This is a genomic window from Pseudomonas sp. R3-56 (assembly GCF_051132075.1).
Taxonomy (GTDB): Bacteria; Pseudomonadota; Gammaproteobacteria; order Pseudomonadales; family Pseudomonadaceae; genus Aquipseudomonas.
The window spans coordinates 3,564,326-3,588,862 of sequence record NZ_CP071657.1 but is presented as its reverse complement, the minus strand read 5'-3'; the positions used below and the strand labels follow the sequence as shown (position 1 = coordinate 3,588,862).

The following is a 24,537-nucleotide window of genomic DNA, read 5'->3' as shown; positions in this document are numbered from 1 at the left end:
AGGCGTGTAAGGCCTTCAGTCGCGATTGCGGTATTGGACGGGTACCCACTCATACCTGCCGGCTTCGCGCCTGATGTGGCCTATGCCCGGAAATGGCAAGTGAGCGACTGCTGACAACCGTTGCTCACTCGCGGCAGCCTCAAATTGTCGTAATCGCTGGGCGCGAGCGGCGTTCTGATTGACGTCGAAGGTTATTGTCACCTCCGGCCGCGAGAACTGGATGAGGCCGACATGCATGATGTCGCCCCAGAAATCGATGCTCTCGCCTTCGCTTGTGACCCGAAAAAAGCTGTGGCCCGGGGTATGTCCCGGCGTGGGAATGGCGGTGATACCCGGGAGGATTTCGGATTCGGCTGCGAATGGCTTCAGCTTTCCTTCGCGCTGGTACGGGCCAACCGTCTTCAGCGCTTGCTCCAGATAAGCCGGCGTTAACCCCTTGTCCAGGTTGGCGCGGTCCAGGAAGAAGTCGACGTCGGCCTGGCCGACGTGGATGGTCGCATTGGGAAACATCATCTGGCCGCCGCGTGTCAGGCCGCCGGAATGATCGGTATGGATGTGGGTAATCAGCACATCGGTGATCTGCGCCGGCTGGTAGCCCGCAGCCGCCAGGCTTTCGGGTAGCTTGCCGCCAACGTTACCGAACAATTCACCGGCACCGGTATCGATCAGTACTACATGTGAGCCAGTATCGACGAGGTAGGCATTGATAGACGTCTCCAGCGGGTTGCGAGCAAATCCGCGTTGCAGCATTGCGTCGATCTGCTTTGGGCTGATGCCTCTAAGCAGCGGATGTAGATCGAGGGGCAGCGTCCCGTCGCTTAGTGCGGTGATGCGGAACTTGCCCAGAGTGAAGGCGTAGATGCCCGCGAGTGCAGGTTTATGGGGCGGTGCCGTCGTTGCGGTCGACGTCTGTGACGCTAGCGCTGCGGTGGGCGACGGTGAGTAGGTTGCACCCGTGACTAGGGCGGCTGTCAGTAGGGCCGCAAGATGGAACCGCGCGTGGTTATGCATGATGAGTACCTTTGTGAGTGTAACCATCGGTGATCGCTGCGATAAAGGTAGATAAAGCGCGTTCAGTGTGAGGCACCGCGTACGCCTTAGCCGCTAGCCAGTACCGGCTGTATCTACGACATGCTTAGGCTTCATAGCGAAATATTATATGCGTGACGCATGCATTTTGCCAATAGCTGATATATGCTTCGAGCACATATCGGCAATCGGAGAATCTCATGCAGCACATCACGAGCGTCACCAGCAGCCAGGCTGCTCTCACTTCCAGCATTTCGAGACTCGAGAACGTAAGTCGGGCAATTGTCTTGTCCGGCGTTGTTCTTCCCCTGCTAATGATTGGTCTACTCAAGTTCACGCAGATCGAGGTGCAGGTACTCATACCCCTGATCAGTGGCACCCCATGGCTGGCCTGGCTTTATCCAGTTCTTGGCGAAGCCGGTACCTCGTACTTATTAGGTGTAGTCGAGATACTGACTGCATTGCTGCTCATCGCTTCACCCTGGTCTGCTCGAGCAGCTATCGCAGGTGGGTTGTTAGCATCGCTGACCTTCTTTACGACCATTTCCATGATGTTGGTATTGCCGATATGGGAGGCCGGATCGGGAGGTTTTCCATGGCTGAACTTCCTGGGCACATTCCTGATAAAAGACGTTGCGTTGTTAGGGGTGAGCCTGGTGATCCTCACCGAGGGGCTGCAGCGTATGTTGCCCACTCTAGCGGCTAATCAAAATAGGGTTCCAAAACACTCTCAATCCAAGTCATGAAGGCCCGGACGCGTTGGGAAAGGTTACGCCGATGCGCGACTACGAGCGACGCCGACAGCGGCTCTGGTCGTAGATCGGGCAGAATCTCCACCAGATCGCCGCTTTTGATGTGGTGCGCAAGGGCCAGATAACCGGCCTGAATCAGTCCAATCCCCGCCAGGCCCGCAGCATGATAGGTTTGCACGTTATTCACTTGCACCGCCCCTGGCAACGCAAGTGATGCGTAGCTGTCTCCCTCCGGATATTCCCAACCAGCGAGTCGCGCGCCGAGTGTCGGCGTGTAGTGAACCATCTGGTGACCCTGGATGAGGAGGTCATCGAGTGTTTGCGGTATGCCGTACTTTGCCAGATAGCCTGGACTCGCCACGTTCATCATGCGCAGTTTGCCGAGCGAGCGGGCGATCAGTCTGTCGTCCATGATCGGCCCGAGACGAATCACGCAATCAAACCCTTCTTGAACCAGATCGACACGGCGATCCGTGCTGGATAGTTCCAGCTCCAACTCAGGATTGGCCTTGAGTAGTTGCGGTAGAGCGGGAATCACGACGGTCTTTGCCAACTCAGTCGGCATATCTACGCGCAATCTCCCCCTCAGAGGGGCGCCGCTGTTCGCGAACATGGACTGCACGTCCTGAGCTTCGGCCAGCAGGTCACGCGCACGTGCATAAAAACTACGACCGTCTTCGGTCAATTGCACGCTGCGTGTTGTTCTGTGCAGGAGGGTCGCGCCCATGTCCCGTTCCAGCTCACGAATCACCGTCGACACCCGTCCCTTCTGGATTCCCAGGCTTTCAGCGGCACGCGTGAAGCTCATCATTTCCGCAACGCGGGCAAAAATCAAAAGTGCCTGAAGATTGGGCATTGTTCACCGATTGGATAACAGTGTGTTCGGATTCGGATGGTTTATAACTCATTTTGGACTCAGTAGAGTAACTCTCAGGTTGTCAACAACTCCAGAACTTGTAAGGGAGCACTCATGAACTCAACTTCCACGCCAATCCGAACGGTCATCATTTATCACTCAGGCTATGGCCACACCGTACGAATGGCAGCTGCCGTTGCCGAAGGCGCTGGCACCGACTCTGTATTGGTTGCAATCGACCCCGAGGGCAATCTCCCCGAGGATGCCTGGCAAATACTCGCAGACGCAGACGCAATCGTCTTCGGTTCGCCTACCTACATGGGCGGCCCTAGCTGGCAGTTCAAGAAATTCGCGGACGCCTCTTCCAAGCCCTGGTTCGAAGGCGCATGGCAAAACAAGATTTTTGGCGGCTTTACCAATAGCGCGAGCATCAACGGCGACAAGCTCAATACTCTTGAGTATTTCTTCCTGCTCTCTGGGCAGCACGCCGGGATCTGGGTTGGTCTGGACATCAAACCAGCGAACGTCAAGGCGTCGAAACGCGACGATTTGAACCGCATGGGTTCTTACATCGCGCCCATGGCGCAGACGCCTGCGGATGCCTCTCCTGACGAGATGTCATCGGGAGATCTGGAGACCGCGCGTCTGTATGGCGCGCGCGTCGCATTGATTGCCGGACAGTTCCGAGCCGGTAAATCTCAGTCTGTCTGATGTCCACTCGCGTCGACGATACTGGCCCGCTGCTGTGCTCATTTTCATCCATCGATCTCGAAGGAGAAGTCATGAAATACAAGCGACTTGGTCGTACGGGCCTGTATGTATCCGAGCTGTGCCTGGGCACGATGACGCTCGGTGGTAATGCCAACGCGGGTATGTGGTCTGCAATCGGCGCGGTTGAACAGGGCGAAGCCAACAGATTGATCGCCCACGCTCTGGCGCAAGGAATCAACTTCATGGACACCGCCGATATTTATTCTTTCGGTCAGTCGGAGCGTATGCCATTTCTTGCGCCCAAGAGCCCATGATCTGCTTTGGTTTTCAGCCCAATTGTTTGGATATAGCGCAAGGCCTGCTCGGCGAGCGTGCTCTTGTTGGCAGCGTGCAACTCGAAGAACTTGCGCCGCGCATGGGCCACACAGCCGATCTCGGTCACCCCGAGTTCGAAGCTGGCTTTGTAGCCACCAGAATCATCACAGACCAACTTGCCCTTCCAGTCTTAGAGATGGCCAGTGCAGGGATTTTCATTCAACGCATCTGCGACTGGACAATTCGTGCAAGACGCAGGGTCGCACAGTCTACAAACTGAATAGCCTTGATCGAGATCATTCACCAAGCCGTTGAGTAGCTTTTCGGTTATCCGTCCAAGGATTTCGCGCTCATCCGGATCAAGCACTTCCAAAGCACGAGCTATACGTTCATGGCGGACTGCTAGCACGGCAGCACAGTTCGCATTTCCTGCGGTAGTAAGGTGGAGCGCAACGGCACGCCGATCAGCGTCTGCTTGTCTCCGTTCCACTACACCCTGGGTGACAAGCCTATCAACCAGGCGCACGGCTCCAGGATGAGACAATCCCAATGCTCGCCTCAAACGCTCTATGGACATGCCTGGCTCGTGACCGAGCAAGGCAATAGCCGCAGCTGCCGGACCAACTTCCGGAGCTTGGTCTTGAGTGCCTTGGTGGATAGAGTCAGAAATCGCCAGCGACAGCGCCCCAACTATGTTTTCGAGTTTCATATCTTTCATGGGCTAAATATGTGTGCATCGCGCATGGAATGCAAGATTTTCGGATGAGAAGGGCCCGTCTTGGGGAAAAGCTACGGGTTCTTTCTTATCAGTAGCTCCATTGCTCAGCGACTTTTAGCTATCGCATCGACATTCTTGTTTCCAAGGACCGGCCTGGCCTTCGCATCGCCTTCTACGATGAAAAAAAATAGAACGGTCAGCCTTTCAGTTGTGACCGTCGGTTTTTCAAATTTATTACATCCTTGGAACGCTTCTTCCGGCACGGCCACTCAGGTGTGAGGATGCCGCCGCTCATACCGGGGTCATTCGCATTCATCTATCTGCCGATGCCAAGAGGACAACGCCATGGATACGATTAATGTAGGTACAAGCCGCGAGCTGACCCGTCCACCTGATGAGATACAGCAGGAAACAACACTGCGGGCCTCTCACTCTCCGGTCCTCGGTGATATCGGGGTAGCAATGCGCACGCGGCTTCATAACCATTTCGAGGCTCACCTTGAAACACAAGCTGACTCCGATCAACCCGCTGCCCCTGCTTCAAGCGCCCGCAACGCGGAGCTGAACGCCATTCGCGATGACCGTGCCCAACGGCTGGAGGCCGGGGGTTATACCGTCCATGACATGGAGAAGGCGGAAAAAAACGCAGCCAGGGCCGACAGATTGTTTGCGTCGATAAAGTCAGGGATGGGGGGGACACCCTTTGCGGCGCTGACCGAGGCCGGTAATTTCAAACCGTCGATCCTCCAGGTAGCGGGCCAGCATGCCAATACGGTACGCCAAGCGGCTATAGAGAACGCCATGTCATGCTTGTACGCCGGTATGGCGGATGCTGCCGGTAACAAGACGATCGCGGGCTTCAAGCCTGGTTATTACCTTAAGCCCGAGAGCAATACACTGCACCCGGCGCTTCAAGCATCGGTGGCGGAGAAGCTGCTGGCGTTGGACAAAGGTCCATTGCGCAATGCTTTCGACGAAGCTAATAAATGGCTTACCGGGTTTGCTGTACGTAACACTGCAATGTACGCATCAACGCTTGCCATGACGGCTGCTGGCAGAGAGGAACTGGATGCAATCCTGCAACCCGCCCTACGACCGGTCACGGCTATCATCGTGGGTATTGCAATCGAGCATTACAATGTGAGCCGTGATCGCAGTAACCATTTGGCTGACCCTGCAATGCTCTATGGTCGTCGAGATGCTGTACCGGAAGGGCAGGCTCATAAGCCTATTGATCAAGATACCGAATGGCTGGATGACTTCGAGACCTTAAAGGATCTCGATGCCACTGCCCTGGTCAAGATGGTCTCCACGCGGCTGGGTGAAGGCGCGGCCACGGCGCTGAATGCGGTCATCAGTGGCGATGCCTTGAAAGAGATAGTAGACCCGGTCAGTGTTGTAGGAAATGGTCTGCTGATTGGCGGTTTTTCTGCAATGGGCGCGGCTACAACCGCCACAGCCAACCTGGCGAAGTCCACGGAGCTGGGAAAAATGGCGGCTACCGCAGCCTCGGAGGGCGTAAAAAACGTATTGGGTACCCTGGCTTTCGGGCTGTGGGCAGCTGGCGCCTCGCTAGGTGGATCAGTGCCGAAAAAAGCCACCGCTGCTGTCGATGCCCATGTACCAAAAGCGGTAGAAGGGGGCGCAGATGCAGCGGGCAGGGTGGCGGTCAAAGGCGGTGAGCTTGCGCTCAAGACATCGCTCACCGGCGCCAGATTTGCCAAAGAGACAGCGGTGTCAGCGACCAACCACACAAAAAATGCAGCTCAAGCGGTAGGGGATGGAGTCACTAGCGTTGCCAGCGCCATTGGCACCACCTCCCAGTCAGCCTGGAATAAAAGCGTTGGAGCCCTGAGGCAACGCTCCGCGGCCACCCCTCAAAGCCAGGCCGCTCAGGGGCAGAGCATACCCATGCAGCCGCTCGCGGGTACGCAGGTCCAGGCATCTTCCTCAGCACCTGCGCGTCCGACTGCCCAGGATGACGGAGATATCGTTTAGCAGCCTTTCCTTGTCGCTCACTTCAGTTTTCCTTGATGTCCAGGGATCGGACATTTCAAATGATTACTTACGACCCAAAGCGAACGATCTCCCACGTCTACTTTCTATTGAACCTGAATGGCCTCGAATTCGAATTGGCGTTAGCATTTCATTCATCCGGCTTAAAAGCCTGTTTTTTTTAGATCAGGGTCACATTGTGGAAAAGCTAAAACGCCTTCAAAGCGGAATCGAAGGGCTCGACGCTCTGCTTAACGGAGGGCTGGTCGCGGGTGCTTCATACATAATTCAAGGTCGTCCAGGTTCGGGCAAGACGATCCTCGCCAATCAGCTTGGATTCCATCACGTGCGTAATGGAGGCCGTGTTTTAGTCGCCACACTGCTGGCCGAGTCGCATGACCGTCTCTTTCAGTTTCTCTCTACCCTGAGCTTTTTCGACTCATCCAAAGTGGGCGCTGAAATCCAGTTCGTCAGCGCATTCGATACGTTGGAAAACGAAGGTCTCGATGAAGTAGTAAAACTGCTTCGGCGTGAGATCAGTCGGCAGAAGGCTACGGTCATGGTCGTCGACGGTTTGCTCAATGCGCGCTCCAAAGCCGATTCGCCTATCGACACCAAGAAATTCATCCTGGAGTTGCAAGGCCACGCAGCGTTCGCCGGATGTACCGTACTGTTCCTCACCAGTTCACGGCTTGACGACGGTAGCCCAGAGCACACGATGGTTGATGGTGTGATCGAAATGGGAGAGGAGCTGTTCGGCACTCGTTCCGTACGACGTATACAACTACGCAAGACGCGAGGCAGCAGCGCACTGACCGGTCTTCACGAATGTGAAATCACTGATGACGGCCTGGTTGTCTATCCGCGTCTCGAGAGCCTGTACAGCCGTCCTTCCTCTTCCGACAGTGCGGACATGACGCGTATCGCCAGTGGGATTGATTCCCTCGACGATATATTGGGCGGAGGGCTACACAGCTCCAGTGTGTCTCTGGTCATGGGGCCCTCCGGGATCGGCAAGACCACGCTGGGTCTCAAATTCCTGGCCAAGTCCACACCTGATGCCCCAGGCTTGCATTTTGGGTTCTATGAAAGTCCACAGCGGCTGCGCCTGAAAGGATCCTCACTGGGCATCGACATCGAAGCCATGGAGGAGAGCGGGGCGTTGAGCATTGTCTGGCAGCCAACCACCGAAGGGCTGCTGGATGGACTCGGCTCAAGACTGCTGAGCATCGTCAAGGAGAAGGGTATCAAACGCCTGTTCATCGACAGTCTGAGCGGGATGACACGCGTTTCGACAAATCCGGGACGGATTACCGATTTCTACAGTGCGCTCATGAATGAGCTGCGCTCCAGAGGCGTTACGGTATTTGCATCCTGGGAAATGCGCGACCTGTTCGGTTCTGAGGTCAGCTCACCGAACTCCGACCTGTCGAGCATCGTCGACAACCTGATGCTGATGCGTTTCTTTGAGAGTCGCGCTGAACTAAGCAGGACGCTTTCCATTCTTAAGGTACGAGATAGCTCCTATGACCCCTCGCGATTCGAGGTGGTGATTCGTGATCAAGATGTTTTCCTGAAAAAGGCTTTGAGGAATGAACCTTCAGTTGCCACTGAGTCCTTGCCTGGTTCGATTTCATAAGTCTTTGAACAGGTTGAAAAATTAACATGACCACCATCCTGGTCGTCGACGACGAGTATCTGATCGCTGACATCCTCAGCTTCGCGCTGGAGGATGAAGGCTTCATGGTCGTAAAAGCCAGCAATGGTCGAAAGGGACTCGAAGTTCTCGAAAGGGAGCGTCCAGCGTTGATTGTTACCGACTTCATGATGCCCGTCATGGACGGCTTGGAGTTCGCCACGGCTGTGCGAGCACTTCCGTCCGTCAATCGTTTGCCAATCATCCTCATGAGCGGTGCCCAGGCGCACATAGGTATGCAGAGATCGGATTTGTTTGATGCAGTCCTGCCAAAGCCATTCGAGATAGGCGCCATCATCGCAGAAGTGAAAAAGCTCTTGTCTGCGCAGTAGTTCGTTCCGGTAGGCGTCACGAGAGCGAGTCTATCGAGTGCCCACCGATGCCCAGCGTGGGCTGCGTGATTTTTGAGGAGGGTGCTAGAGGACTTTCACGGCCCGGCCGATGAACTGCACCGGCCCTGTGGGTTTTCCGGTCGGCGAGCCATTGACACTTTCAAGAGTCAGTTCAAAAAGTTGATGGGGCTCCAACGGCGGTAATTTATCGAGCGGGACCGACAGCGTTTGTCCAGGCCGGACCAAACCCAGGGATACCGGCGCTTTCCAGTCGTCCGCCTTGGTCCAGAATTGCAATGCTTTATCGCTGGGGACCTGTGCCACCGCCAGCGGTATAAGTTGAATTTGCTTGGAGTCGGTCGCTTGGATGACCCATCCAGGTGCCTGGTTTTGCGGCGCTACCAGCACCACCAGGTAAGTGGTTGGGCTGACCGCGGTCGTGCGCGTCAGTAGCAGCGTTCCCAGCAGCAATGTTGCAACGATGCCTGCCCCGGCGAGCCCGCGCCATAACGGAAGAAAATTCCACAATGATCTCGACCGTGGGGCATTCGGCGCTCGCTGGCCATGACTGTCCAGGCTGTTCTGGATACGCCTCCAGACTAGGGGCCCAGGTGTTTGCGGTTCTGCCTGCTCAGTCAAGGCAGCCAGGCGCTGCTCCCAGGCATCGACCGCGTCGCGCAGGGCGGGTTCTTGCGCGAGACGCTGTCGAACCTGCTTGCGCTGATTGGCCGGCAATGTCCCCAACACATATTCGCTCGCCAGTTCTTCGATGTTTTCGGGAAGATCATCCTCTGCGCTCGTCGTCATCCCATGCACTCCCGCAACGCCACCAGACTACGTTTGATCCACGCCTTTACGGTTCCCAGCGGTGCGCCCACTTTTTTCGATATTTCGGAGTGTGAATAACCGTCCACGTACGCATGAAGTATGCAATTGCGCCGGGCCGGCTCCAATCGTTCAAGGCAGGTATAGATACGACCTGAACGAGTCAGGTACTCAAACGTGTCGCTGTTCGGCGCGTCAACGGACGCCAAAGCGTCCGAGGCCATTTCACTGTGCTCGTCGAGCTGAATTTGCCTGGCGTTGTCGCGCACGACATTGAGGGCCAGGTGTCGGGTTATGCTGAATATCCAGCCACGGGCCGAGCCTCTGGTCGGGTCGAAACTGGCGGCGCGAGTCCATATCTTGATAAAGACGTCATGGAGGATGTCTTCCGCCAACGCCTTATGGCGCACGATTCGCTGAGCAACGCCCATCACGCGTGCGCTTTCCTGATCGTATAAGGCGCGCAACGCCTGTTGGTCGCCTTGGGCGCATGCCGCAAGGTGGGCTTCATAATCGAAGTAAGGTTCGGGCAAGGACAGGTTTCCAGCCATTGGCAGCAACATGACCCCAAGCCCGGAGGCAAGGGGGTATTCATGGGAGAAGAGTAGCCGACTTTGCCCTGACCACTGGCCGTCGATCGTGATCTATTGGGCAGCCCAGAATATATAGTCGGCCTGATACTTCACTACCTCACGCTTGCCTTTGTTGGCACTGGAGCATTCGGTCATCGGCGCTACGCCACCCTTGACGGCTAGCCGCTGGATGTAACTGACTCCGCTCATTGCGCCTTTCCCTTCGGCGGGGTTGGCCTTGACCAGCTGCAAGGGGAGGTCTTTGGGGCTGACCGATGCGACCGCCAATTGGGTTCCGGTGATTTTGGAACCGTCGTTGGCTTGCCATGTTGCGGGTGGTCCGAAATAAGTGCCGATCGCCTTGCCGCTTCGGTCGTTCAGCAGCGCCTTCGGGCCGATGAAAAACCATTCTGTCTGCCCTGTGGCATTGGCCTTGTCACGACATTCATAAGTGATTTCTCCGACTCCTGCACTTTCGAGCGCGACCTTATGGCCGGCCGGGACCTTGATGCTTTCAGGCAAGTCTGCTTGCGCGTAAGCAGCAGGCATCGCGACGAACAGGCAACTGGCAGTCAATGCAGTACCGACAATGCAGAACAATCGTTTAGCGTTCATACAAGCTTCTCCTGAGGATTTGATCAGCGCAGCGGTTCATGGCCGCTACATGTACTACCCTCTGGAACGCGGACTGGATGCACTTGGCTGAATAAAAATATCAACGGCCGTTTCAGCGGGGCTCAAGGCCGGCAGTCGGTCATGTCGGGGCTGCCTGTTCAGGTTTTTGCTACGCGGTCGATACCTAGGTAAATGGGCGATCAGTGCGTGACTGCCGATGCCGCCATCAGGAGTCTCGTCACCAGGACGATTCACCCTCGTTTTCAATGGAATGGGCATGTCCAGGAATAACCCGCTTTTTGCACTGCTGTTACTGTTCGCGTGCCCTGTCGGGTGGGCGGGGGTGGCCAAGCTTGATGTGGCGATGCACGAAGGCACAGGCCAGCGGCTGCCCGACGCGGTGGTCACGCTGCAAGGCCCGATCGGTGCGCCGTTGGCGCCTCCCGCCGCCAATATGGATCAGCGCAACCAGCAATTTGCGCCCCATGTGCTGGCGGTGCACACCGGCACCCCGATCAAATTTCCCAACAGCGACAACATCCGCCACCAGGTCTACTCGTTTTCGCCAGCGAAGCGCTTTGAGTTGCGCTTGTACGAGGGCACCCCCTCCGAGCCGGTGCTGTTCGATAAGCCCGGCGTGGTGGTATTGGGCTGCAACATCCATGACCGGATGCTCGGCTACGTCTTTGTCACCGACGATCCGCGTTTTGCCGTCAGCGATGCCCAAGGCAATGTGGTGCTGAACGATTTGCCAGTCGGCGAGTACCGCGTGACGCTTTGGCATCCCCGGCTCAAGGGGATGCAACCGATCGATGCCGGTTCTGTGAAACTTCCTGCGACCGGCCTCAAGCAGAACTACACCCTGACGCTGGAGCCTTTACCTGAGCAGCCCGCAACCGCTCCGGCTTCGAGTGCCTTCGGCGACACATTCAAGCGAGCGGCTCGTGAAACTGCGCAATAGTTTCCAGGCGCAAGTCGCAGCGGTGATGATCCTGTTGTCGCTGGGGGTGATCGGCGTGTTGTATTTCAGCGTCAATGCAGCGACCCGTTCTGCGGTGCGTAGCCAGTCCGAGGCGCAGTTGGACGTCGGTACGCGCGTCTTCGAGCGGCTGCTGGAAGTGCAGGGCCGACGCTTGGCCGATGGCGTGCAGTTATTGGCGGCCGACTTCGGCTTTCGCGAAGCGGTAGCCAGCCGGGATGCTGCAACCATCCGTTCAGTGCTGGTCAACCATGGCAAGCGCATCAATGCCAGCGACATGATTCTGCTGAGCATGGACGGCGAGGTGCTCGCCAGTACCCTCGACAACATGCCGGAAGGTTCATTGTTCCAGTACGATGGCGCGCTGCGCCTGGCGCAACGTGCGCGCCAGGCCATGGTAATCGTACCGTTGCAGGGTAAACCGCATCTGTTGGTGGAAACGCCCGTACTCGCACCTCTGCCTGTTGCCAGGGTGGTGATGGGTTTCAGCATGGACAAGGCCTTTGCCAGTGAGTTGCGCTCACTCACCAACCTTGAGGTTTCGTTTCTTGCCGTTGATCACCAACGGCCTGGTGAGCTTGTCAGCACGCAACCAGACGTTCTGCGCGGGCCTGTCTCCAGCTTGATGCTCAACTCGTCCAACCGCAACAGCGCGGTACTGACGGAGCACCTGGATCGCAATTTCCTCAGTCAGTTTCTGCTGCTGGCTGACGGTTCGAACGAATACGATGGGCAAGTAATAGCACTCTTGCAGAGTCCGCTGGACGTGGCCATGCAAGCGTTTGCTCCGCTGGACGAAAAAATCCTGGCGATTACCCTGGTCGCACTGATCGCCTCGTTGGTCGGCGCTTTGCTATTGGCACGAGGTGTGTCGCGTCCGGTCAAGTCACTGGCGCTGGCGGCGGAGCGCATCGGTCAAGGCGATTACCAGACCCCCGTGGTATTGGAGCGGGAGGATGAACTCGGGGTGTTGGCCAAAGCCGTCAATTCGATGCAAAGCGGCATCGCCGAGCGGGAGCAGCAGCTGGCCCACAACGCCCTCCATGACCCCGTCACTGGCTTGCCCAACCGCGCATTGGCCATGGAGCGCCTGGGCAGTGCAATTGCCGCCAACCGGCCGATTGCCCTGATCTGCATGGGCATCCATAACCTGCGGGCCATCAACGAAACGGTCGACCCCGAAACGGTCGACCGGCTGCTCCGTCAGACCGGCCAGCAAACCCAAGCCCTGTTGCACCCTGGCGACACCGTGGCGCATCTGATCGCCGAGGAGTTCCTGGTTCTGCTCGATGGGATGGACAGCGATGCGGCGGTCGCCTTGGCGGACAGGTTGCAGCAAGTATTGCTCAAGCCCCAGCACATCAACGGCCACGACCTGGCCCTGGAATGCAGGCTTGGAATAGCGGCCTACCCGGCGGATGGGCAAAGCGCGCAGACCCTGCTGGAACGCGCCTCCATCGCCATGAAAGACGCGGCGCAGATGCCGGGTCATCTACAGATTTATCAGCACGGGCGTGATTTGGCTCACCGCCGCCAGATCGCCCTGATTCGAGACTTGCGCCACGCGGCGAACAACGGTGAGCTGCTCCTGCATTACCAGCCCAAGATGGACATTCTGAAGAGTCATGTCCGCCAGGCTGAAGGCCTGTTGCGCTGGCAGCATCCGCAACTGGGCCCGATCTCTCCAGCCGAATTCATTCCCTTGGCAGAACGGACCGGAAGCATTCAGGCGCTGACCCACTGGGTGATCAACGAGGGCATGCGCCAGCTCTCGGAGTGGAATGGGCGAGGGTTACGCTTGCAACTGTCATTGAATATATCCGCCGAAGACCTGATCAGCGACGATCTGCCTGGTCGGGTCGTGGTGTTGCTGCGCACGCATCGGCTGCCAGCCGAGCAGCTGGTGTTTGAAGTCACCGAGAGCGCTGTCATGCGCGAGCCCGAGCGGGCCTTGAAGAACCTCCATTTGTTGCGCGATTGCGGCATCAGTCTGTCGGTGGATGACTTCGGTACCGGCTATTCGTCCTTGGCGCACCTCAAGCGACTGCCGGTGCAAGAGTTGAAAATCGACCAGTCGTTCGTCCGAGACCTGCATGACACCAGCGAAGATGCGGTAATTGTCCGCTCGACCATCGAAATGAGTCATAACCTGGGGCTCAAGGTCGTTGCCGAAGGCGTTGAATATGAACACAGCCTGAGATTACTCGAGCGTTGGCATTGCGATACCGCGCAGGGCTACCTGATCAGCCGACCGCTGACCGCCGCGGCGTTCGAGGCCTGGGTGGCGTTGCCTTTGAATCTTCATTCTTCGCTGGTTCATTGAACATCATGAGTTCACGTTTGTGGCTATCGATCGCCTGTTGCACAGGACTCGCCCTTCAGGTTGTTTCTGCCGACGGCGGGCGTTTGATCGCGACCGGTGGCGCCAGCAGCCTGGAGGGTGCCGCCGGCGGCGGGATCACGCCTTGGGCAGTGCTGGCCGGTTACGGCGAAAAAAACGAATGGGGGGCGACTGCGTTCGCGACCTCGGTCAATCTGCCGGATTATCGGCTGGATGTCGCCGGGCTGGCCGTGGCCTACGACAACCGGGTCGAGCTGTCTTTTGCCCGGCAGCGTTTCGACCTGGGTTCGCTGGTGAACAAGCTGAACCTGCCCGACGATAACCTCGGCCAGGACATCTTTGCCATGAAGGTGCGTTTGTTCGGTGACGTGATCTACGACGATTTGCCGCAGGTTTCCCTTGGTCTGGAGTACAAACACCAGAACAACTTCCTGATCCCGAGCCTGGTCGGCGCCAGGCGGGACAGCGACACCGAAGGCTATCTGGCTGCCAGTCGGTTATTCATGGGCGGGGCGTTTGGCTACAACCTGCTGCTCAACGGCAGCCTGCGCTACAGCCGTGCCAATGAGCTGGGGTTGCTCGGGTTCGGCGGTGACCGTCGCGACACTCGTAGCGTGCTGAAGGAGGGCTCCCTGGCGGTGCTGCTCAATCCGCGCTGGGCACTGGGCGTCGAGTATCGGCAGAAACCGGACAACCTGTCCTTTGCCGGGGAAAGTGACTGGGCTGATCTGTTCGTCGGTTACTTTCCCAATAAACATCTGTCGGTGGTGCTGGCCTACGCGCGGCTGGGCGAAATCGCGACGCTCGACCGCCAGAACGGCACATATCTTTCGGTGCAGGGGAGTTTTTGATGCGCATTGTCCTGCTGGTGCTGATCGGGCTGTTGAGCGCCTGCGCACAATCCTTGCCCAGGGACGACTCGCTCTATCAAGACCTCGGCGCACAGGCCGGGATCACCCGGATCGTCGAGGGCATGCTGCTGAACATCGCGCGTGATGAACGTATCGTAGAGCGCTTTCGCAAGATTGATATCGAGCGGCTGCGCGACAAATTGATCGAGCAATTTTGCCTGGAAACCGGCGGCCCCTGCACCTACACCGGTGACAGCATGGCCGAGAGTCACAAGGGGCAGAACATCAGCCGCAGTGACTTTAATGCCTTGGTTGAAGACCTGATCGCTGCAATGGATGAACAGCGTGTTCCGGTGCCGGTGCAAAATCGGTTGATCGCACGGCTGGCACCGATGCGCGGCGAGATCATCGAGAAGTAAGGGGTTCAATCCGTGTTTTAAGCCAGACCTGTCTTGGGCTTTCGTCAGACGCAGGGAACGACCCGCTGCGCCTGTAAGTCTACCTGAATCTACTCATTGGCAAGGTACAGCGCAATGGATAAGACAATCACCGTGGATCAGCTGGCTACCACCGACCTTGGACCATTCAATGAGATATGGCTCGGTGGGACTCATACCCAGCTATGCCTATGGCGGGGTGCCCAGGTGTTCACCCACGAAATGCTCAGCGAGGGCACCCACGATCAGAATGTCCAGCGCCTGTGCTTGCAGTTGGTCGACCCTGACGATCAGGCCGCCGTGGCCAGCGTTGAGCTGATCGCCCGCGAACGGCTGAACAAGATCGGGAAGGAGGGCGAATTTTATCCGGCTGAGGAAGCGGACACCCATCAATAGTCACCCTGCAAGCTCGGCGTCATTAAATGTTACTGCGCACGTTCGTCCGGCAGGCGCTTCCTGCGGCCGGTGAGCATGGATAACGGCAAGTTGTCGCGGACCTGGATACTTTCAAAAACGGCTGCCAGCACATGCACACACACCAGACCGAGCAGCGTGTTGGCGGCGGTTTCGTGCAGTTGCAACGGCCAATCGGCGCCCCAGAGGGCATTGACTTCCTGCATCAGGAAGCCGCTGATTCCGATAGTCAGCAATGCCAGCAACATCGACAACATCACCAGCGCGCCAATTGGCGAATGGCCCAGGCGGTGTTGTGGCCGACCGTTGAGCAGCGAGCGCACGTGAGTACCCAGACGTTCTGGCGTGGGCCAGAAGTCCGCCCACCGTGCGCTGCGTGGTCCGACGAATCCCCAAACCGTTCGTACCAGCAGCCAGGCCATGGCGTAATAGCCCAGCCAGACGTGCCAGTCGTCGCCTGCTTCGTTGAAGAAGTAGTTGGCGACAAAGACCCCGGCGATAGACAGATGAAACAGTCTCACCAACGGGTCCCACAGGCGTAAGGATTCGCCTGGCATCAGCCTTTGATCTCGGTCTTCACGGCTTTTCCGGTGACCGGGTCATGGTAGATTTCGACCTTGCGCTTGTCCTTGTCGAAGCCGTAGATCTCGTAGCAGTTGCCATCGGTCACCTTGAACTTGCTGATCTCGTAGCCTTCGCTCTTGAGCTTGTCCTGGAAGGCTTTTTCGTCTTGCCATTGCGAACGCTCTGCGGTGGTGCATTGCGGACCGGCGACAGCCAGGGGGCTGGCGATAATCAGGGACAACAGGAGAATTTTGCGCATGGAAAAGCTCTCAGCGGATGTGGGAGATTGCACAGTGCAAAACCAACCTTAGGGCAACCTTAGTTGGCAACGAGTCGTAACATTTTGCTGAAATGCCCCCGGCCAGAACTCGGCATGATGCCGCCGATTCCTACAGAGATTTTGCCATGCGCCTGCTCCTTGTCGAAGATGACCGTGCCCTCGGCCAGGGAATTCGCGTAGCCCTGGGTGCCGAAGGCTACACGCTGGACTGGCTGCAGGATGGCGTCGCGGCCCTGCACGCCGTGCGCAGCGAAAGCTTTGACCTGTTGCTGCTCGACCTCGGCCTGCCACGCCTCGACGGCCTCGACCTGTTGCAACAACTGCGCGCCGAGCAGCACGATTTACCGGTGCTGGTGCTCACCGCCCGCGACGGCACCGCCGAACGCATCGCCGGGCTCGACGCTGGCGCCGACGACTATCTGGTGAAACCCTTCGACGTCGAAGAACTCAAGGCCCGCGTGCGCGCCTTGCTGCGCCGCAGCCAGGGCCGCGCGCAACCGATGCTTGAACACGCCGGCGTCAGCCTTGACCCGGCCACTCAGCAGGTGCGCTACCAGGATGCGGACGTCATCGTCACCCCCATGGAATACCAACTGCTCCACCAACTGATGGTGCGCCCCGGCAAAGTGGTGACCCGCGAGCGTCTGTCCCGCGCGCTGTATGGCTGGCAGGACCGCGTCGAGAGCAACACATTGGAAGTGTTGATCCACAACCTGCGAAAAAAGTTATCCAGCGAGCTGATCCGCACCGTGCGCGGTGTTGGCTACGTACTGGCGCTCAAACCATGACCTCCGTGCGGGCGCGCATCCTCATTCCTGTATTGGCCCTGATCCTGTTGGGTGACGCCCTGATCAGCTGGCTGGTGCTGCGCGATAGCCACCAGGAAATAGAAGAAGTCTACGACGCCCAACTGGCCCAAAGCGCGCGGCTGCTGCAAGGCGTGCTGCGCCAACGCGACCCCGGCGAAGCTGACTGGAACCGCCTGTACCAGGCCTTCGACCAGGCCATGAGTCGCGTCGGTGAAAACGGCGTTGCCCATCCTTATGAAACGCGCTTGACCTTCCAGGTGTGGCGCAGGGATGGTCAGCTACTGGTGCGCTCCGCCGGCGCACCGGTTCTCGATGCGTCGCTGGCCACCCTGGGTTCCCACGACATTGTCGATAACGGCAATGACTGGTGCGCCTTTCTCCTTGCCGACCCTGAACAGGACCTGCTGATCTGGGTGGGCGAGCGCGACGACATCCGCCAGGACCTGATCCAGCGCATCGTGCGTCATACCCTCTGGCCCAGCCTGATTGGAGTGCCGCTGCTGGCGCTGTTGATCTGGCTGGTCATCGGTTGGGGCCTCAGCCCCTTGCGGACCATGGCCCTTTCTATCCGTGGGCGCACCACCGAGACTTTGCAGCCGTTGCATCTCAAGCCTCTGCCCAGCGATCTTGAGCCCATGCAAACCGCGCTGAATCGCCTGCTGGAACAGGTCGATGGTCTATTGGCGCGCGAGCGTCGCTTCATCGCCGACGCCGCTCACGAGCTGCGTACACCCTTGGCGATCCTGCGCATCCATGCCCAGAACGCGCAAACCGCGTTGACTGAAGAACAGCGGCGCGAGGCGCTGCATTTCCTGGTCAACGGGGTCGATCGCGCCACCCGCATCGCCAGCCAGCTCTTGACCATGGCCCGCATCGAACCGCAACTGAACAACCCCGTGTATCAGCGCGTGCAACTCGCCGAACTGGTCCGTGAAGAATTGGCCGAACTCACGCCACTGGCCATGGAAAAGAACGTGGAATTGGTATTGGAGTGTGATGAAGCGTGTTGGCTGCAAACCGAACCGGTAGCACTGGCCATTGTCCTGCAGAACCTGGTGACCAATGCCCTCAACTTTTCTCCCCCAGGGAGCGAGGTGGCTGTGGTGGTGCGCAAGGACGAGGCGGGCAGGGTCTGCTTGAGGGTTGAAGACGCCGGCCCGGGGATCGATGAAGGGGAAATCGCAAGGCTGTTCGAGCGCTTTTACAGTCGCGGCAATGCCAATGGCGCGGGCCTGGGATTGGCCATCGTGCAGATGGTGACAAACAAGATCGGCTGCACGTTACGCCTTTACAACCTGGCGGGCGGTGGCGTTTGTGCGGAACTTTGTCTGAACAGTGACCTTGCAAGCCCGACCTCCAACGCTTGACTCAAGGGTTGGCTTCGCAGCATGCGGGCGTAGAAGTGTCAGGCGCGTATCAAGAGCCGATGCCAGTCATGGCATCGGTTCTTGTCTCTCGCTCAGGCGTGCCAGCGCCTAGGCCAAGCGTGTGTGGGCCAACTCATCGATCAAGTGCCGCTGAAACGCCGCAAGCGCCTCCTTCGGTTGCTGCAGTTGGACAAATTCCAGCATGGGATCGGTGACGGCAGTCCTCACGCCCGCCAGTTCCTCAAGGGTCGCCAGCCCGCAAAACGGTACATACGCTTCTGAGTATCCACCTTCGTGCACCAGCACGAGACGGCCCTGGCACAAGCGCTCGGCGGCTTTACGCACGAGGCAGGTCATCTGCCGGAACGAGTCGCTGTGCAACAGCATGCGGGCCAGCGGGTCGACGGCGTTGGCGTCGTAGCCGCAGGCGACAATGATCAATTCGGGCTCGAAGCGCTCCAGTGCCGGGATCACGATGCGTTCCATCGCGTACAGGTAAGCCTCATGGCCGCTGCCGGGCGGCAGTGGAATATTGATGTTCGCACCCAACCCCGCGCCACGGCCGCGATCAGCCTCACCGCCGTAACCTGCCGGGAAACAACCGTCCTGGTGCAGTGAGATAGTCAGCACGTCACCACGCTCTTCGAAGATGGATTGTGTGCCGTTGCCATGGTGTACGTCCCAGTCGATCACCGCGACGTTGCCCAGGCCACGGCGGGCTTTTGCGGCTTCAATGGCGATGGCAATGTTGGCCAGGAAGCAAAAGCCCATGGCGCTGTCGGCGAGGCAGTGATGGCCTGGCGGGCGCGACAGGGCGTATGCGTTGTCGGCTTCCCCGACGAGCACGGCATCGACCGCGGCGATGGCCAACCCGGCAGAGAGCTTGGCTATTTCATAACTACCAGGCCCGATGGGCGCGTGCGGCCCCAACTCACCGCCCCCGGCATCGCTCATCGTCTTGAAGCGTTGCAGGTAACCGGGCGTATGAACCCGCAGCAGATCTTCATCGGTCGCCGCATTAGCGCTGCGTACCTGCAAATGACGGGTCAGGCCGGAAACGTCCAGCAGGCTCTTCAGACGGCGTTTGGTTTCCGGCGATTCAGCGTGGCCCGCAGCGGCAGGTGGTTGTACCCATCCTCCCACCGGCAAGGTCAAGGCATGCAACCCGGCGCTGTGCCAGAGGCTGAGTTCGTCGAAGAAAAATGCACTTTTTCGGCTCATCGTCTTTCCATTTTCTTTGGGGGTAATAAGGCCACTCATGCGTTTGGGCGGCTGCCGAGCATCAACGCCAGGGAGAGCAGGGTGATGCACGTCCCGCCGATCAGCAGCGATTGGAAGCCGCCGCTGGCTTCGATCAGCCGGCCCGCCACTGTCGGGCCGATAGCCAGGCCACCGCCGATCACCAGGTTGGAGGCGTTCATCAGTTTCCCGGAGCGGTCGAGGTCGGCCAGACAGGCCAGAATCAGCGGCAGGATGAAGGTCCAGGTGAACTTGAACAGCAGCGCCGCCACGGCAAATTGCATTATTTCGGGTTGACCTCGCAGCAACAGCACTGAGCCGGCCATCAGTGCGTAGCCCAGCAGCAACAGCAGCAAGCGTGGCAGTCGGTCGCCGATCAGTGAGGCACAGCCCGCTCCGACAATGCCCATCACCGTGGCGAGGGCCAGAACCTTGCCACTGGACTCGGCGGAGATACCTGCCTGGGTGGCGATGGAGCCGATAAAGGTCCACACGCCGCCCAGGCAAATGTAGAAACTCAAGACCCCCAGAATGCCCAGCGCGGCTTTCCACAGCGAGGCGATGGCGACATGCTCGGCGGTTGTTTCAGCCGATGGGCTGCCTTGCGGAAAATAGCGGGCCAGTGGCAAAAAGACCGTCATCAACCCTGCGAGGATCACGTAGCACGCCGATAGCCCGAAGTGTTCGAAGAGCCGAGGCAGGATGCTCAAACCGATCGCCCCGACGACCAGTTGCCCCAGCACCCATAACCCATAGACGCGACCGGGATTGGCTGTTGACGCGGCGCTGGACAGGCAGATGATCATCAACGAACCGCCCGCCAGGGCACTGCAAAAGCGTAATGCCAGGAGTATCGAGTAGTCGGCAGCAAGCACTGATAAAAGGTTTGCTGCAATGAACACGACACCCGCTAGCAATGCGGCGCGGCGCCAGTCGATACGTTTCAGCCACCACAGGGCGGGCAGGGTGGCCAGGCTCATGGCGCCAAGTTCGGTGGAGAACAGATCGCCGATCTGTGACGGGCTCAACTGCCATTGAGTCGCCAGTTGCGCTGCGATGGCCGGTGCGGTCATGAGAATGGTCGGGGTGATGGCGGCGAACAGCACGATGGCTGCCAGCAGCGCCCGTTCAGATGATGCGCGCAAACGCTCATGCACCAGCGGTTGGGTCTGGGTGTTCATGGGGAAACTCCGGTGAATGAATTCAGAACACATGGACCAGACGCAGCAGTGCGTCGGTGCCGTGATAGCCGTTATCGGTAGCAACGTTCTGCGAAAGGCCGAACATCACCTGGTTCTGTTTATCCAGCCAGTGGCCGACCTCGAAGCCCACCTGGGTGTAGCGCTTGTGAGTGTCATCGATGCTCTGGTCATTGATCCGCAGCTCGCCGCCATCGGCGTGGATCAGTCGCAATGCGCCGTAGGTGCTTTGCGTAAAGTCGTAGGACGCGAAGGCCTGCAGGCGATACAGCGGGTCCTGTTTCAGCTCGCTGCCAAAGTAATCGTCGTTCTTGCCGTAGAGCTGGGCTTCGAGGTTCGCCTCCAATACCCATTTTTCGCCGATGCCCTGGGTGTAGTTGTAAACGAAGGTCGCGCCCCAGCGATTGGCACCGGGTGAGACATCAGGACTGTCGTCGTGGTATTCGCCAATCGGCAGGGTGACCAGGGTCAGCAAGCCGCTATAGGTGCGTGAAGCGGGGTCATTGATGATGAACAGCGTGCCGCCGACCTGAGGGTCGCCAAAGCCGCTTTCCCCGGTGTAATGGCTGGCACCTGGCAGGCGTGCGTTGATGTCGGCAAAGGGCACGATGAACTGCGGAGTGCACAGGGTGCCCCAGACGTCGGTGAAAAATACCTGACGGTAAGCCATGGCGTTGACCTTGAGGTCGGCCTTGCCGGTGCTGTCGGCCGGGCCGTGAAAGTCGTCAGCGCGGCTCGCCGGCAAATACACCACGCCCAGGTTGGTGCCTGAAGGCGCGCCGAAAAAATCCCGAGCATTGAGGTCGGCGGCACTGGCGTGCAGGTTCGACAATCCACCGATCAGGGCCAGTGCGGCATTGCGCGTGAAAGTCTTGGTCATTGGCATTGCATCTCTTCTTTGAGTTGTCGTGCGGCGAATGGCTCGCCTGTCGATGGCAGAGGGGCAAAAAAAGGACAAAGGCGTCCCGTGGCCGTCAAAACGACAGCGAAAAATTCAGCGCAAGTCAGCGGTGCGGATCAGTCGGGTGGGGCATGCAGTAGATGGGCGATACGGGCCTTGTCCTTGACACCGAGCTTGCTGTAGATCGCCCGGATGTGGTGGCGCACGGTGTTGGGGGACATGCCCAGGTCGCGGGCGACTTCCTTGTAGGTCTTGCCTTCGCCGAAACCCTGGGCTACGGCGTTTTCCCGTGGGCTCAGTTGCATCAGCACCGTGCGGCTGCGAGCGGCCAGCAGGAGCAGGTCGCCGACCGTCGATGCCTCGATCTGCAAGTGCTTGCCTTCATAGCCGTCAGCGTTCATCGCCACCGGCAGGCAAGGGCCGGTCCAGTCCGGCCACTCGCTCAACAGCAAGTCGACGAAGCCACGTTCCGCGCAGTGCAGGGTGCCGCGTTGGTCGCACACGGCGAGCGCGAGGTTGCGCGGATGCGTGAGGGCTTCGCGCATCGCCACCAGGGTGCGAATCTGATTGGCGGATACCGCCGCCACCAGGTGCAACATGAGATTGTTCAGCAACAGGCAGTCTTGCTCGGTGAAGCGTGCCGCGTCTGGGGCGCGATAGAGTGCGAGGTGGTCGCTGAGGTGGGTTTGCGGGTCGATGTACACCACGCACAGCAACTCGCCGATGGCGTACGTCTGGCCGAGCCAGTTAAGCCCGGAGCCGCTGGCAGGGTTGCGCATGTCGACGATGACCGCTCGCCCCGGAACATCGTGGGCCCTGGCGACAGTCACATCGATATGGCGAATCGACTGCCAGTCCGACAGGTAGCTGCGGGGCAGTTCATGTAGATAGGAGCTGTGTTCTTCAGGCAGTCCGTCAACCAACGCCCCGCGGCCCCACCAGGCGCTGTCGAAGGGCAACAGCTGGCTGATGCAGCTCAGCGCCGCTTCGTGGAAATGCTCGATGTCCTTGTCTTGCGCCAGGCGCTGGAGCTCCAGTGTCATTGCGCTGAAGGCCTCAAGGAGGCAGGCGTGACCATGATCATGACGGCTCATTCGTATGTACCTCTATGCGACGTTCTTATTGTTTTCGTCACGAAGTCATTGAGGGCCGGAACGTCGTTTGGACGTGGGCAGGGCCTGGGAGCGATTATTGGCCCACTAAAGCAAGACTGCCATCCTACAGATGCATGATAGTGCCTGGCGGGAGCTCTTCCTCCACTGGCAATTTAGTGAACTTTTACCCTGCGAATTTTTCCACTGCTCAGAGGTTATGCGAGGGCATGACGCTCGGATGAATCTTGCGAAAAAAATCCCCCTGGCAGAGCCTCGAATGACAGTGAACCGGTCACAACCCAAGCCCTCTTTGCGCCGCGCCATCACGGGGCCGATGCTGTTTCTGTTCATCCTGGGCGATGTACTGGGCGCTGGCGTTTATGCCCTTGCGGGTACCATCGCCGGAGAGGTAGGCGGGGCGATTTGGGTGCCGTTATTGATCGCGTTGTTCTTCGCCATGTTGACGGCAGGTTCGTACGCCGAACTTGTCTCGAAATATCCTCACGCGGGCGCGGCGTCGGTGTTTGCCGAAAAGGCTTTCAAGTCACCGCTGATATCGTTCCTGGTCGGTTTTTGCATGCTCGCCGCGGCGGTGACCAGCGCTGCCGGTCTCTCGCTGGCCTTCGCGGGGGACTATCTTGGCGCATTCATCCAGGTATCACCCCACGTTGCTGCGCTGATTTTCCTGCTGGCCATTGCCCTCTTGAATGCGCGAGGAATCAAGGAATCTCTGGGGGCGAATCTGCTGATGACCGTGATCGAGCTGTCAGGGCTGATATTGGTCATCGTTGCTGCGGGTTACTTTTTCAGTTCTGGCGAAGCTGAACTGGCAAGGGCGCTGGAGTTCAAGCCTGGGGTCAGTCCGATGCTGGCGGTATTGGGCGCGGCGTTGCTCGCGTTCTATTCGTTCGTCGGTTTTGAGACGTCCGCCAATCTCGCGGAAGAGATCAAGGATGTTCGCAAGGTATACCCACGGGCCTTGTTCGCGGCGCTGATTACCGCAGGGGTGGTTTACATGGCTGTTGGGGTCGCCGCGTCCTCAGTGTTGCCAACGGAAAAACTGCTTGCCACATCGGCCCCACTACTGGAAGTGGTTCGGGCTTCCGGGCTCGACATTTCGCCGCGCCTGTTCGCCTTTATCGCGCTCATCGCGGTGGCCAACGGAGCGCTGCTGACCATGATCATGGCCAGTCGACTCACTTATGGGATGGCCAATCTGGGGCTGTTGCCAGATGTCCTGGGACGGGTCCTGCCGCATAGGCGCACACCGTGGGCGGCGATTATTGCAACGACGCTCGTAGCCATCGCACTGACGCTGACAGGAACGTTGGCGACCTTGGCGCAAACCGTGGTGCTGCTTTTACTGTTCGTGTTCCTCAGTACCAACATGGCCGTGCTGGTGTTACGCAAGGACAAGGTTGCGGAAGAACATTTTCAGGTTCCAACCTGGGTACCCTGGCTGGCGATCCTGTCTTGCCTCTTATTGCTGAGTCAGCAAGACCTGGGTACGTGGCTGCGAGGCGGGGCACTTATCCTGGTGGGGATGCTGCTGTATGTCTTTGCCCGAATGGCTGTGCCGGCTGTTGTAAAACCAGACTAGACAACGGCCGCACCGCAAGCAGACGCGCCTCGTGCAGGAGTGGATC

26 protein-coding genes and 1 pseudogene are annotated in these 24,537 nt (G+C 58.6%); 14 read left to right on the top strand and 13 right to left on the bottom strand.

What is annotated here, in order from left to right:
• Positions 1-15 precede the first annotated feature (15 nt).
• Complete coding sequence (locus J3P96_RS15960; protein ID WP_434652261.1) at positions 16-1,011, bottom strand: MBL fold metallo-hydrolase; 996 nt, start codon at positions 1,009-1,011, stop codon at positions 16-18.
• 218 nt (positions 1,012-1,229) lie between these two features.
• On the opposite strand from J3P96_RS15960, the gene J3P96_RS15955 reads away from it, so the two are divergent.
• The gene (locus tag J3P96_RS15955) at positions 1,230-1,775 is read left to right on the top strand and encodes a YkgB family protein (RefSeq protein ID WP_434652259.1); all 546 of its coding nucleotides are present in this window, start codon (positions 1,230-1,232) and stop codon (positions 1,773-1,775) included.
• Here J3P96_RS15955 and J3P96_RS15950 read toward each other — a convergent pair.
• Positions 1,732-2,637, bottom strand: coding sequence for a LysR family transcriptional regulator (locus J3P96_RS15950; RefSeq protein WP_434652257.1), 906 nt, complete (start codon positions 2,635-2,637; stop codon positions 1,732-1,734). The two genes, J3P96_RS15955 and J3P96_RS15950, sit on opposite strands and share 44 nt — an antisense overlap.
• A 114-nt stretch (positions 2,638-2,751) precedes the next feature.
• On the opposite strand from J3P96_RS15950, the gene J3P96_RS15945 reads away from it, so the two are divergent.
• On the top strand, positions 2,752-3,348 hold the full coding sequence (locus J3P96_RS15945; RefSeq protein ID WP_434652256.1) for a flavodoxin family protein: 597 nt from the start codon (positions 2,752-2,754) through the stop codon (positions 3,346-3,348).
• A 71-nt stretch (positions 3,349-3,419) separates the two neighbouring features.
• Positions 3,420-3,662, top strand: coding sequence for an aldo/keto reductase (locus J3P96_RS15940; RefSeq protein ID WP_434652254.1), 243 nt, complete (start codon positions 3,420-3,422; stop codon positions 3,660-3,662).
• Positions 3,663-3,682: 20 nt separating this feature from the next.
• Here J3P96_RS15940 and J3P96_RS15935 read toward each other — a convergent pair.
• Positions 3,683-3,850 (bottom strand): annotated as a pseudogene (locus tag J3P96_RS15935) (IS66 family transposase); the annotation flags it as partial.
• Positions 3,851-3,853: 3 nt separating this feature from the next.
• Positions 3,854-4,372, bottom strand: coding sequence for a MarR family winged helix-turn-helix transcriptional regulator (locus J3P96_RS15930; protein ID WP_434652252.1), 519 nt, complete (start codon positions 4,370-4,372; stop codon positions 3,854-3,856).
• Between the two features lie 354 nt (positions 4,373-4,726).
• On the opposite strand from J3P96_RS15930, the gene J3P96_RS15925 reads away from it, so the two are divergent.
• The 3 genes from J3P96_RS15925 to J3P96_RS15915 all read left to right on the top strand — a co-directional run bounded on the left by J3P96_RS15925 (position 4,727) and on the right by J3P96_RS15915 (position 8,404).
• Positions 4,727-6,379, top strand: a complete 1,653-nt coding sequence (locus tag J3P96_RS15925; RefSeq protein ID WP_434652250.1) for a RopAA-2 — start codon at positions 4,727-4,729, stop codon at positions 6,377-6,379.
• Positions 6,380-6,572: 193 nt separating this feature from the next.
• Positions 6,573-8,015 (top strand): ATPase domain-containing protein, encoded by a 1,443-nt coding sequence (locus J3P96_RS15920; protein ID WP_434658208.1) that lies wholly within the window; start codon positions 6,573-6,575, stop codon positions 8,013-8,015.
• Between the two features lie 26 nt (positions 8,016-8,041).
• On the top strand, positions 8,042-8,404 hold the full coding sequence (locus tag J3P96_RS15915; protein ID WP_434624371.1) for a response regulator: 363 nt from the start codon (positions 8,042-8,044) through the stop codon (positions 8,402-8,404).
• 84 nt (positions 8,405-8,488) lie between these two features.
• Here the strand turns inward: J3P96_RS15915 and J3P96_RS15910 are convergent, their stop codons facing one another.
• From J3P96_RS15910 to J3P96_RS15900, 3 genes are all read right to left on the bottom strand, one after another.
• Entirely contained in the window at positions 8,489-9,211 is a 723-nt protein-coding gene (locus J3P96_RS15910; protein WP_434652248.1) for an anti-sigma factor, read from the bottom strand.
• Positions 9,208-9,762, bottom strand: coding sequence for a sigma-70 family RNA polymerase sigma factor (locus tag J3P96_RS15905; RefSeq protein ID WP_434604327.1), 555 nt, complete (start codon positions 9,760-9,762; stop codon positions 9,208-9,210). The genes J3P96_RS15910 and J3P96_RS15905 overlap by 4 nt, the downstream gene beginning before the upstream one ends.
• Positions 9,763-9,873: 111 nt before the next feature.
• Positions 9,874-10,416, bottom strand: coding sequence for a DUF3455 domain-containing protein (locus tag J3P96_RS15900; RefSeq protein WP_434652246.1), 543 nt, complete (start codon positions 10,414-10,416; stop codon positions 9,874-9,876).
• 277 nt (positions 10,417-10,693) lie between these two features.
• Between J3P96_RS15900 and J3P96_RS15895 the strand changes: the two genes are divergently transcribed.
• From J3P96_RS15895 to J3P96_RS15875, 5 genes are all read left to right on the top strand, one after another.
• Positions 10,694-11,377, top strand: a complete 684-nt coding sequence (locus J3P96_RS15895; RefSeq protein WP_434624363.1) for a methylamine utilization protein — start codon at positions 10,694-10,696, stop codon at positions 11,375-11,377.
• A complete protein-coding gene (locus tag J3P96_RS15890; RefSeq protein WP_434652244.1) occupies positions 11,361-13,718 on the top strand; it encodes a putative bifunctional diguanylate cyclase/phosphodiesterase in 2,358 nt (785 codons plus the stop codon). Before J3P96_RS15895 ends, J3P96_RS15890 begins: the two co-directional genes overlap by 17 nt.
• A gap of 5 nt (positions 13,719-13,723) precedes the next feature.
• A complete protein-coding gene (locus J3P96_RS15885) occupies positions 13,724-14,587 on the top strand; it encodes a DUF3034 family protein (RefSeq protein WP_434568847.1) in 864 nt (287 codons plus the stop codon).
• Positions 14,587-15,006, top strand: a complete 420-nt coding sequence (locus J3P96_RS15880) for a group I truncated hemoglobin (protein WP_434624359.1) — start codon at positions 14,587-14,589, stop codon at positions 15,004-15,006. The genes J3P96_RS15885 and J3P96_RS15880 overlap by 1 nt, the downstream gene beginning before the upstream one ends.
• 114 nt (positions 15,007-15,120) lie before the next feature.
• Positions 15,121-15,420 carry a hypothetical protein gene (locus tag J3P96_RS15875; RefSeq protein ID WP_434652242.1) on the top strand — a complete coding sequence of 100 codons (300 nt, stop codon included), beginning with the start codon at positions 15,121-15,123 and terminating at the stop codon, positions 15,418-15,420.
• A gap of 29 nt (positions 15,421-15,449) precedes the next feature.
• Here J3P96_RS15875 and J3P96_RS15870 read toward each other — a convergent pair whose 3' ends face one another.
• Positions 15,450-15,995: a cytochrome b/b6 domain-containing protein gene (locus J3P96_RS15870; RefSeq protein WP_434652241.1), complete on the bottom strand. Its 546-nt coding sequence runs from the start codon at positions 15,993-15,995 to the stop codon at positions 15,450-15,452.
• Positions 15,995-16,261 (bottom strand): PepSY domain-containing protein, encoded by a 267-nt coding sequence (locus J3P96_RS15865; RefSeq protein ID WP_434652239.1) that lies wholly within the window; start codon positions 16,259-16,261, stop codon positions 15,995-15,997. Before J3P96_RS15865 ends, J3P96_RS15870 begins: the two co-directional genes overlap by 1 nt.
• Before the next feature lie 146 nt (positions 16,262-16,407).
• Here J3P96_RS15865 and J3P96_RS15860 point away from each other — a divergent pair, with 146 nt between their 5' ends.
• A complete protein-coding gene (locus tag J3P96_RS15860) occupies positions 16,408-17,070 on the top strand; it encodes a response regulator (protein WP_305495225.1) in 663 nt (220 codons plus the stop codon).
• Positions 17,067-18,458 (top strand): ATP-binding protein, encoded by a 1,392-nt coding sequence (locus tag J3P96_RS15855; protein WP_434652237.1) that lies wholly within the window; start codon positions 17,067-17,069, stop codon positions 18,456-18,458. Before J3P96_RS15860 ends, J3P96_RS15855 begins: the two co-directional genes overlap by 4 nt.
• 108 nt (positions 18,459-18,566) lie before the next feature.
• Here the strand turns inward: J3P96_RS15855 and J3P96_RS15850 are convergent, their stop codons facing one another.
• The 4 genes from J3P96_RS15850 to J3P96_RS15835 form a co-directional block, all read right to left on the bottom strand.
• A complete protein-coding gene (locus tag J3P96_RS15850; protein WP_434652236.1) occupies positions 18,567-19,679 on the bottom strand; it encodes a class II histone deacetylase in 1,113 nt (370 codons plus the stop codon).
• Positions 19,680-19,714: 35 nt separating this feature from the next.
• The gene (locus J3P96_RS15845) at positions 19,715-20,878 is read right to left on the bottom strand and encodes an MFS transporter (RefSeq protein ID WP_434652234.1); all 1,164 of its coding nucleotides are present in this window, start codon (positions 20,876-20,878) and stop codon (positions 19,715-19,717) included.
• 22 nt (positions 20,879-20,900) lie between these two features.
• On the bottom strand, positions 20,901-21,782 hold the full coding sequence (locus tag J3P96_RS15840; protein ID WP_434652232.1) for a transporter: 882 nt from the start codon (positions 21,780-21,782) through the stop codon (positions 20,901-20,903).
• Positions 21,783-21,913: 131 nt separating this feature from the next.
• Positions 21,914-22,891 carry a helix-turn-helix transcriptional regulator gene (locus J3P96_RS15835; protein ID WP_434652230.1) on the bottom strand — a complete coding sequence of 326 codons (978 nt, stop codon included), beginning with the start codon at positions 22,889-22,891 and terminating at the stop codon, positions 21,914-21,916.
• 277 nt (positions 22,892-23,168) lie between these two features.
• Here J3P96_RS15835 and J3P96_RS15830 point away from each other — a divergent pair, with 277 nt between their 5' ends.
• The gene (locus J3P96_RS15830) at positions 23,169-24,491 is read left to right on the top strand and encodes an APC family permease (protein WP_434658205.1); all 1,323 of its coding nucleotides are present in this window, start codon (positions 23,169-23,171) and stop codon (positions 24,489-24,491) included.
• The last annotated feature ends 46 nt before the right edge of the window (positions 24,492-24,537 follow it).

Excerpts from the sequence above, each read along its gene's own strand:
- J3P96_RS15840 (WP_434652232.1), bottom strand. The coding sequence starts at position 21,782 with ATGCCAATGACCAAGACTTTCACGCGCAATGCCGCACTGGCCCTGATC.
- J3P96_RS15960 (WP_434652261.1), bottom strand. The coding sequence starts at position 1,011 with ATGCATAACCACGCGCGGTTCCATCTTGCGGCCCTACTGACAGCCGCC.
- J3P96_RS15870 (WP_434652241.1), bottom strand. The coding sequence starts at position 15,995 with ATGCCAGGCGAATCCTTACGCCTGTGGGACCCGTTGGTGAGACTGTTT.
- J3P96_RS15895 (WP_434624363.1), top strand. The coding sequence starts at position 10,694 with ATGTCCAGGAATAACCCGCTTTTTGCACTGCTGTTACTGTTCGCGTGC.
- J3P96_RS15930 (WP_434652252.1), bottom strand. The coding sequence starts at position 4,372 with ATGAAACTCGAAAACATAGTTGGGGCGCTGTCGCTGGCGATTTCTGAC.
- J3P96_RS15925 (WP_434652250.1), top strand. The coding sequence starts at position 4,727 with ATGGATACGATTAATGTAGGTACAAGCCGCGAGCTGACCCGTCCACCT.
- J3P96_RS15855 (WP_434652237.1), top strand. The coding sequence starts at position 17,067 with ATGACCTCCGTGCGGGCGCGCATCCTCATTCCTGTATTGGCCCTGATC.
- J3P96_RS15885 (WP_434568847.1), top strand. The coding sequence starts at position 13,724 with ATGAGTTCACGTTTGTGGCTATCGATCGCCTGTTGCACAGGACTCGCC.
- J3P96_RS15915 (WP_434624371.1), top strand. The coding sequence starts at position 8,042 with ATGACCACCATCCTGGTCGTCGACGACGAGTATCTGATCGCTGACATC.
- J3P96_RS15835 (WP_434652230.1), bottom strand. The coding sequence starts at position 22,891 with ATGAGCCGTCATGATCATGGTCACGCCTGCCTCCTTGAGGCCTTCAGC.
- J3P96_RS15830 (WP_434658205.1), top strand. The coding sequence starts at position 23,169 with ATGACAGTGAACCGGTCACAACCCAAGCCCTCTTTGCGCCGCGCCATC.
- J3P96_RS15875 (WP_434652242.1), top strand. The coding sequence starts at position 15,121 with ATGGATAAGACAATCACCGTGGATCAGCTGGCTACCACCGACCTTGGA.
- J3P96_RS15945 (WP_434652256.1), top strand. The coding sequence starts at position 2,752 with ATGAACTCAACTTCCACGCCAATCCGAACGGTCATCATTTATCACTCA.
- J3P96_RS15940 (WP_434652254.1), top strand. The coding sequence starts at position 3,420 with ATGAAATACAAGCGACTTGGTCGTACGGGCCTGTATGTATCCGAGCTG.
- J3P96_RS15910 (WP_434652248.1), bottom strand. The coding sequence starts at position 9,211 with ATGACGACGAGCGCAGAGGATGATCTTCCCGAAAACATCGAAGAACTG.
- J3P96_RS15850 (WP_434652236.1), bottom strand. The coding sequence starts at position 19,679 with ATGAGCCGAAAAAGTGCATTTTTCTTCGACGAACTCAGCCTCTGGCAC.
- J3P96_RS15880 (WP_434624359.1), top strand. The coding sequence starts at position 14,587 with ATGCGCATTGTCCTGCTGGTGCTGATCGGGCTGTTGAGCGCCTGCGCA.
- J3P96_RS15955 (WP_434652259.1), top strand. The coding sequence starts at position 1,230 with ATGCAGCACATCACGAGCGTCACCAGCAGCCAGGCTGCTCTCACTTCC.
- J3P96_RS15950 (WP_434652257.1), bottom strand. The coding sequence starts at position 2,637 with ATGCCCAATCTTCAGGCACTTTTGATTTTTGCCCGCGTTGCGGAAATG.
- J3P96_RS15860 (WP_305495225.1), top strand. The coding sequence starts at position 16,408 with ATGCGCCTGCTCCTTGTCGAAGATGACCGTGCCCTCGGCCAGGGAATT.
- J3P96_RS15900 (WP_434652246.1), bottom strand. The coding sequence starts at position 10,416 with ATGAACGCTAAACGATTGTTCTGCATTGTCGGTACTGCATTGACTGCC.
- J3P96_RS15845 (WP_434652234.1), bottom strand. The coding sequence starts at position 20,878 with ATGAACACCCAGACCCAACCGCTGGTGCATGAGCGTTTGCGCGCATCA.
- J3P96_RS15865 (WP_434652239.1), bottom strand. The coding sequence starts at position 16,261 with ATGCGCAAAATTCTCCTGTTGTCCCTGATTATCGCCAGCCCCCTGGCT.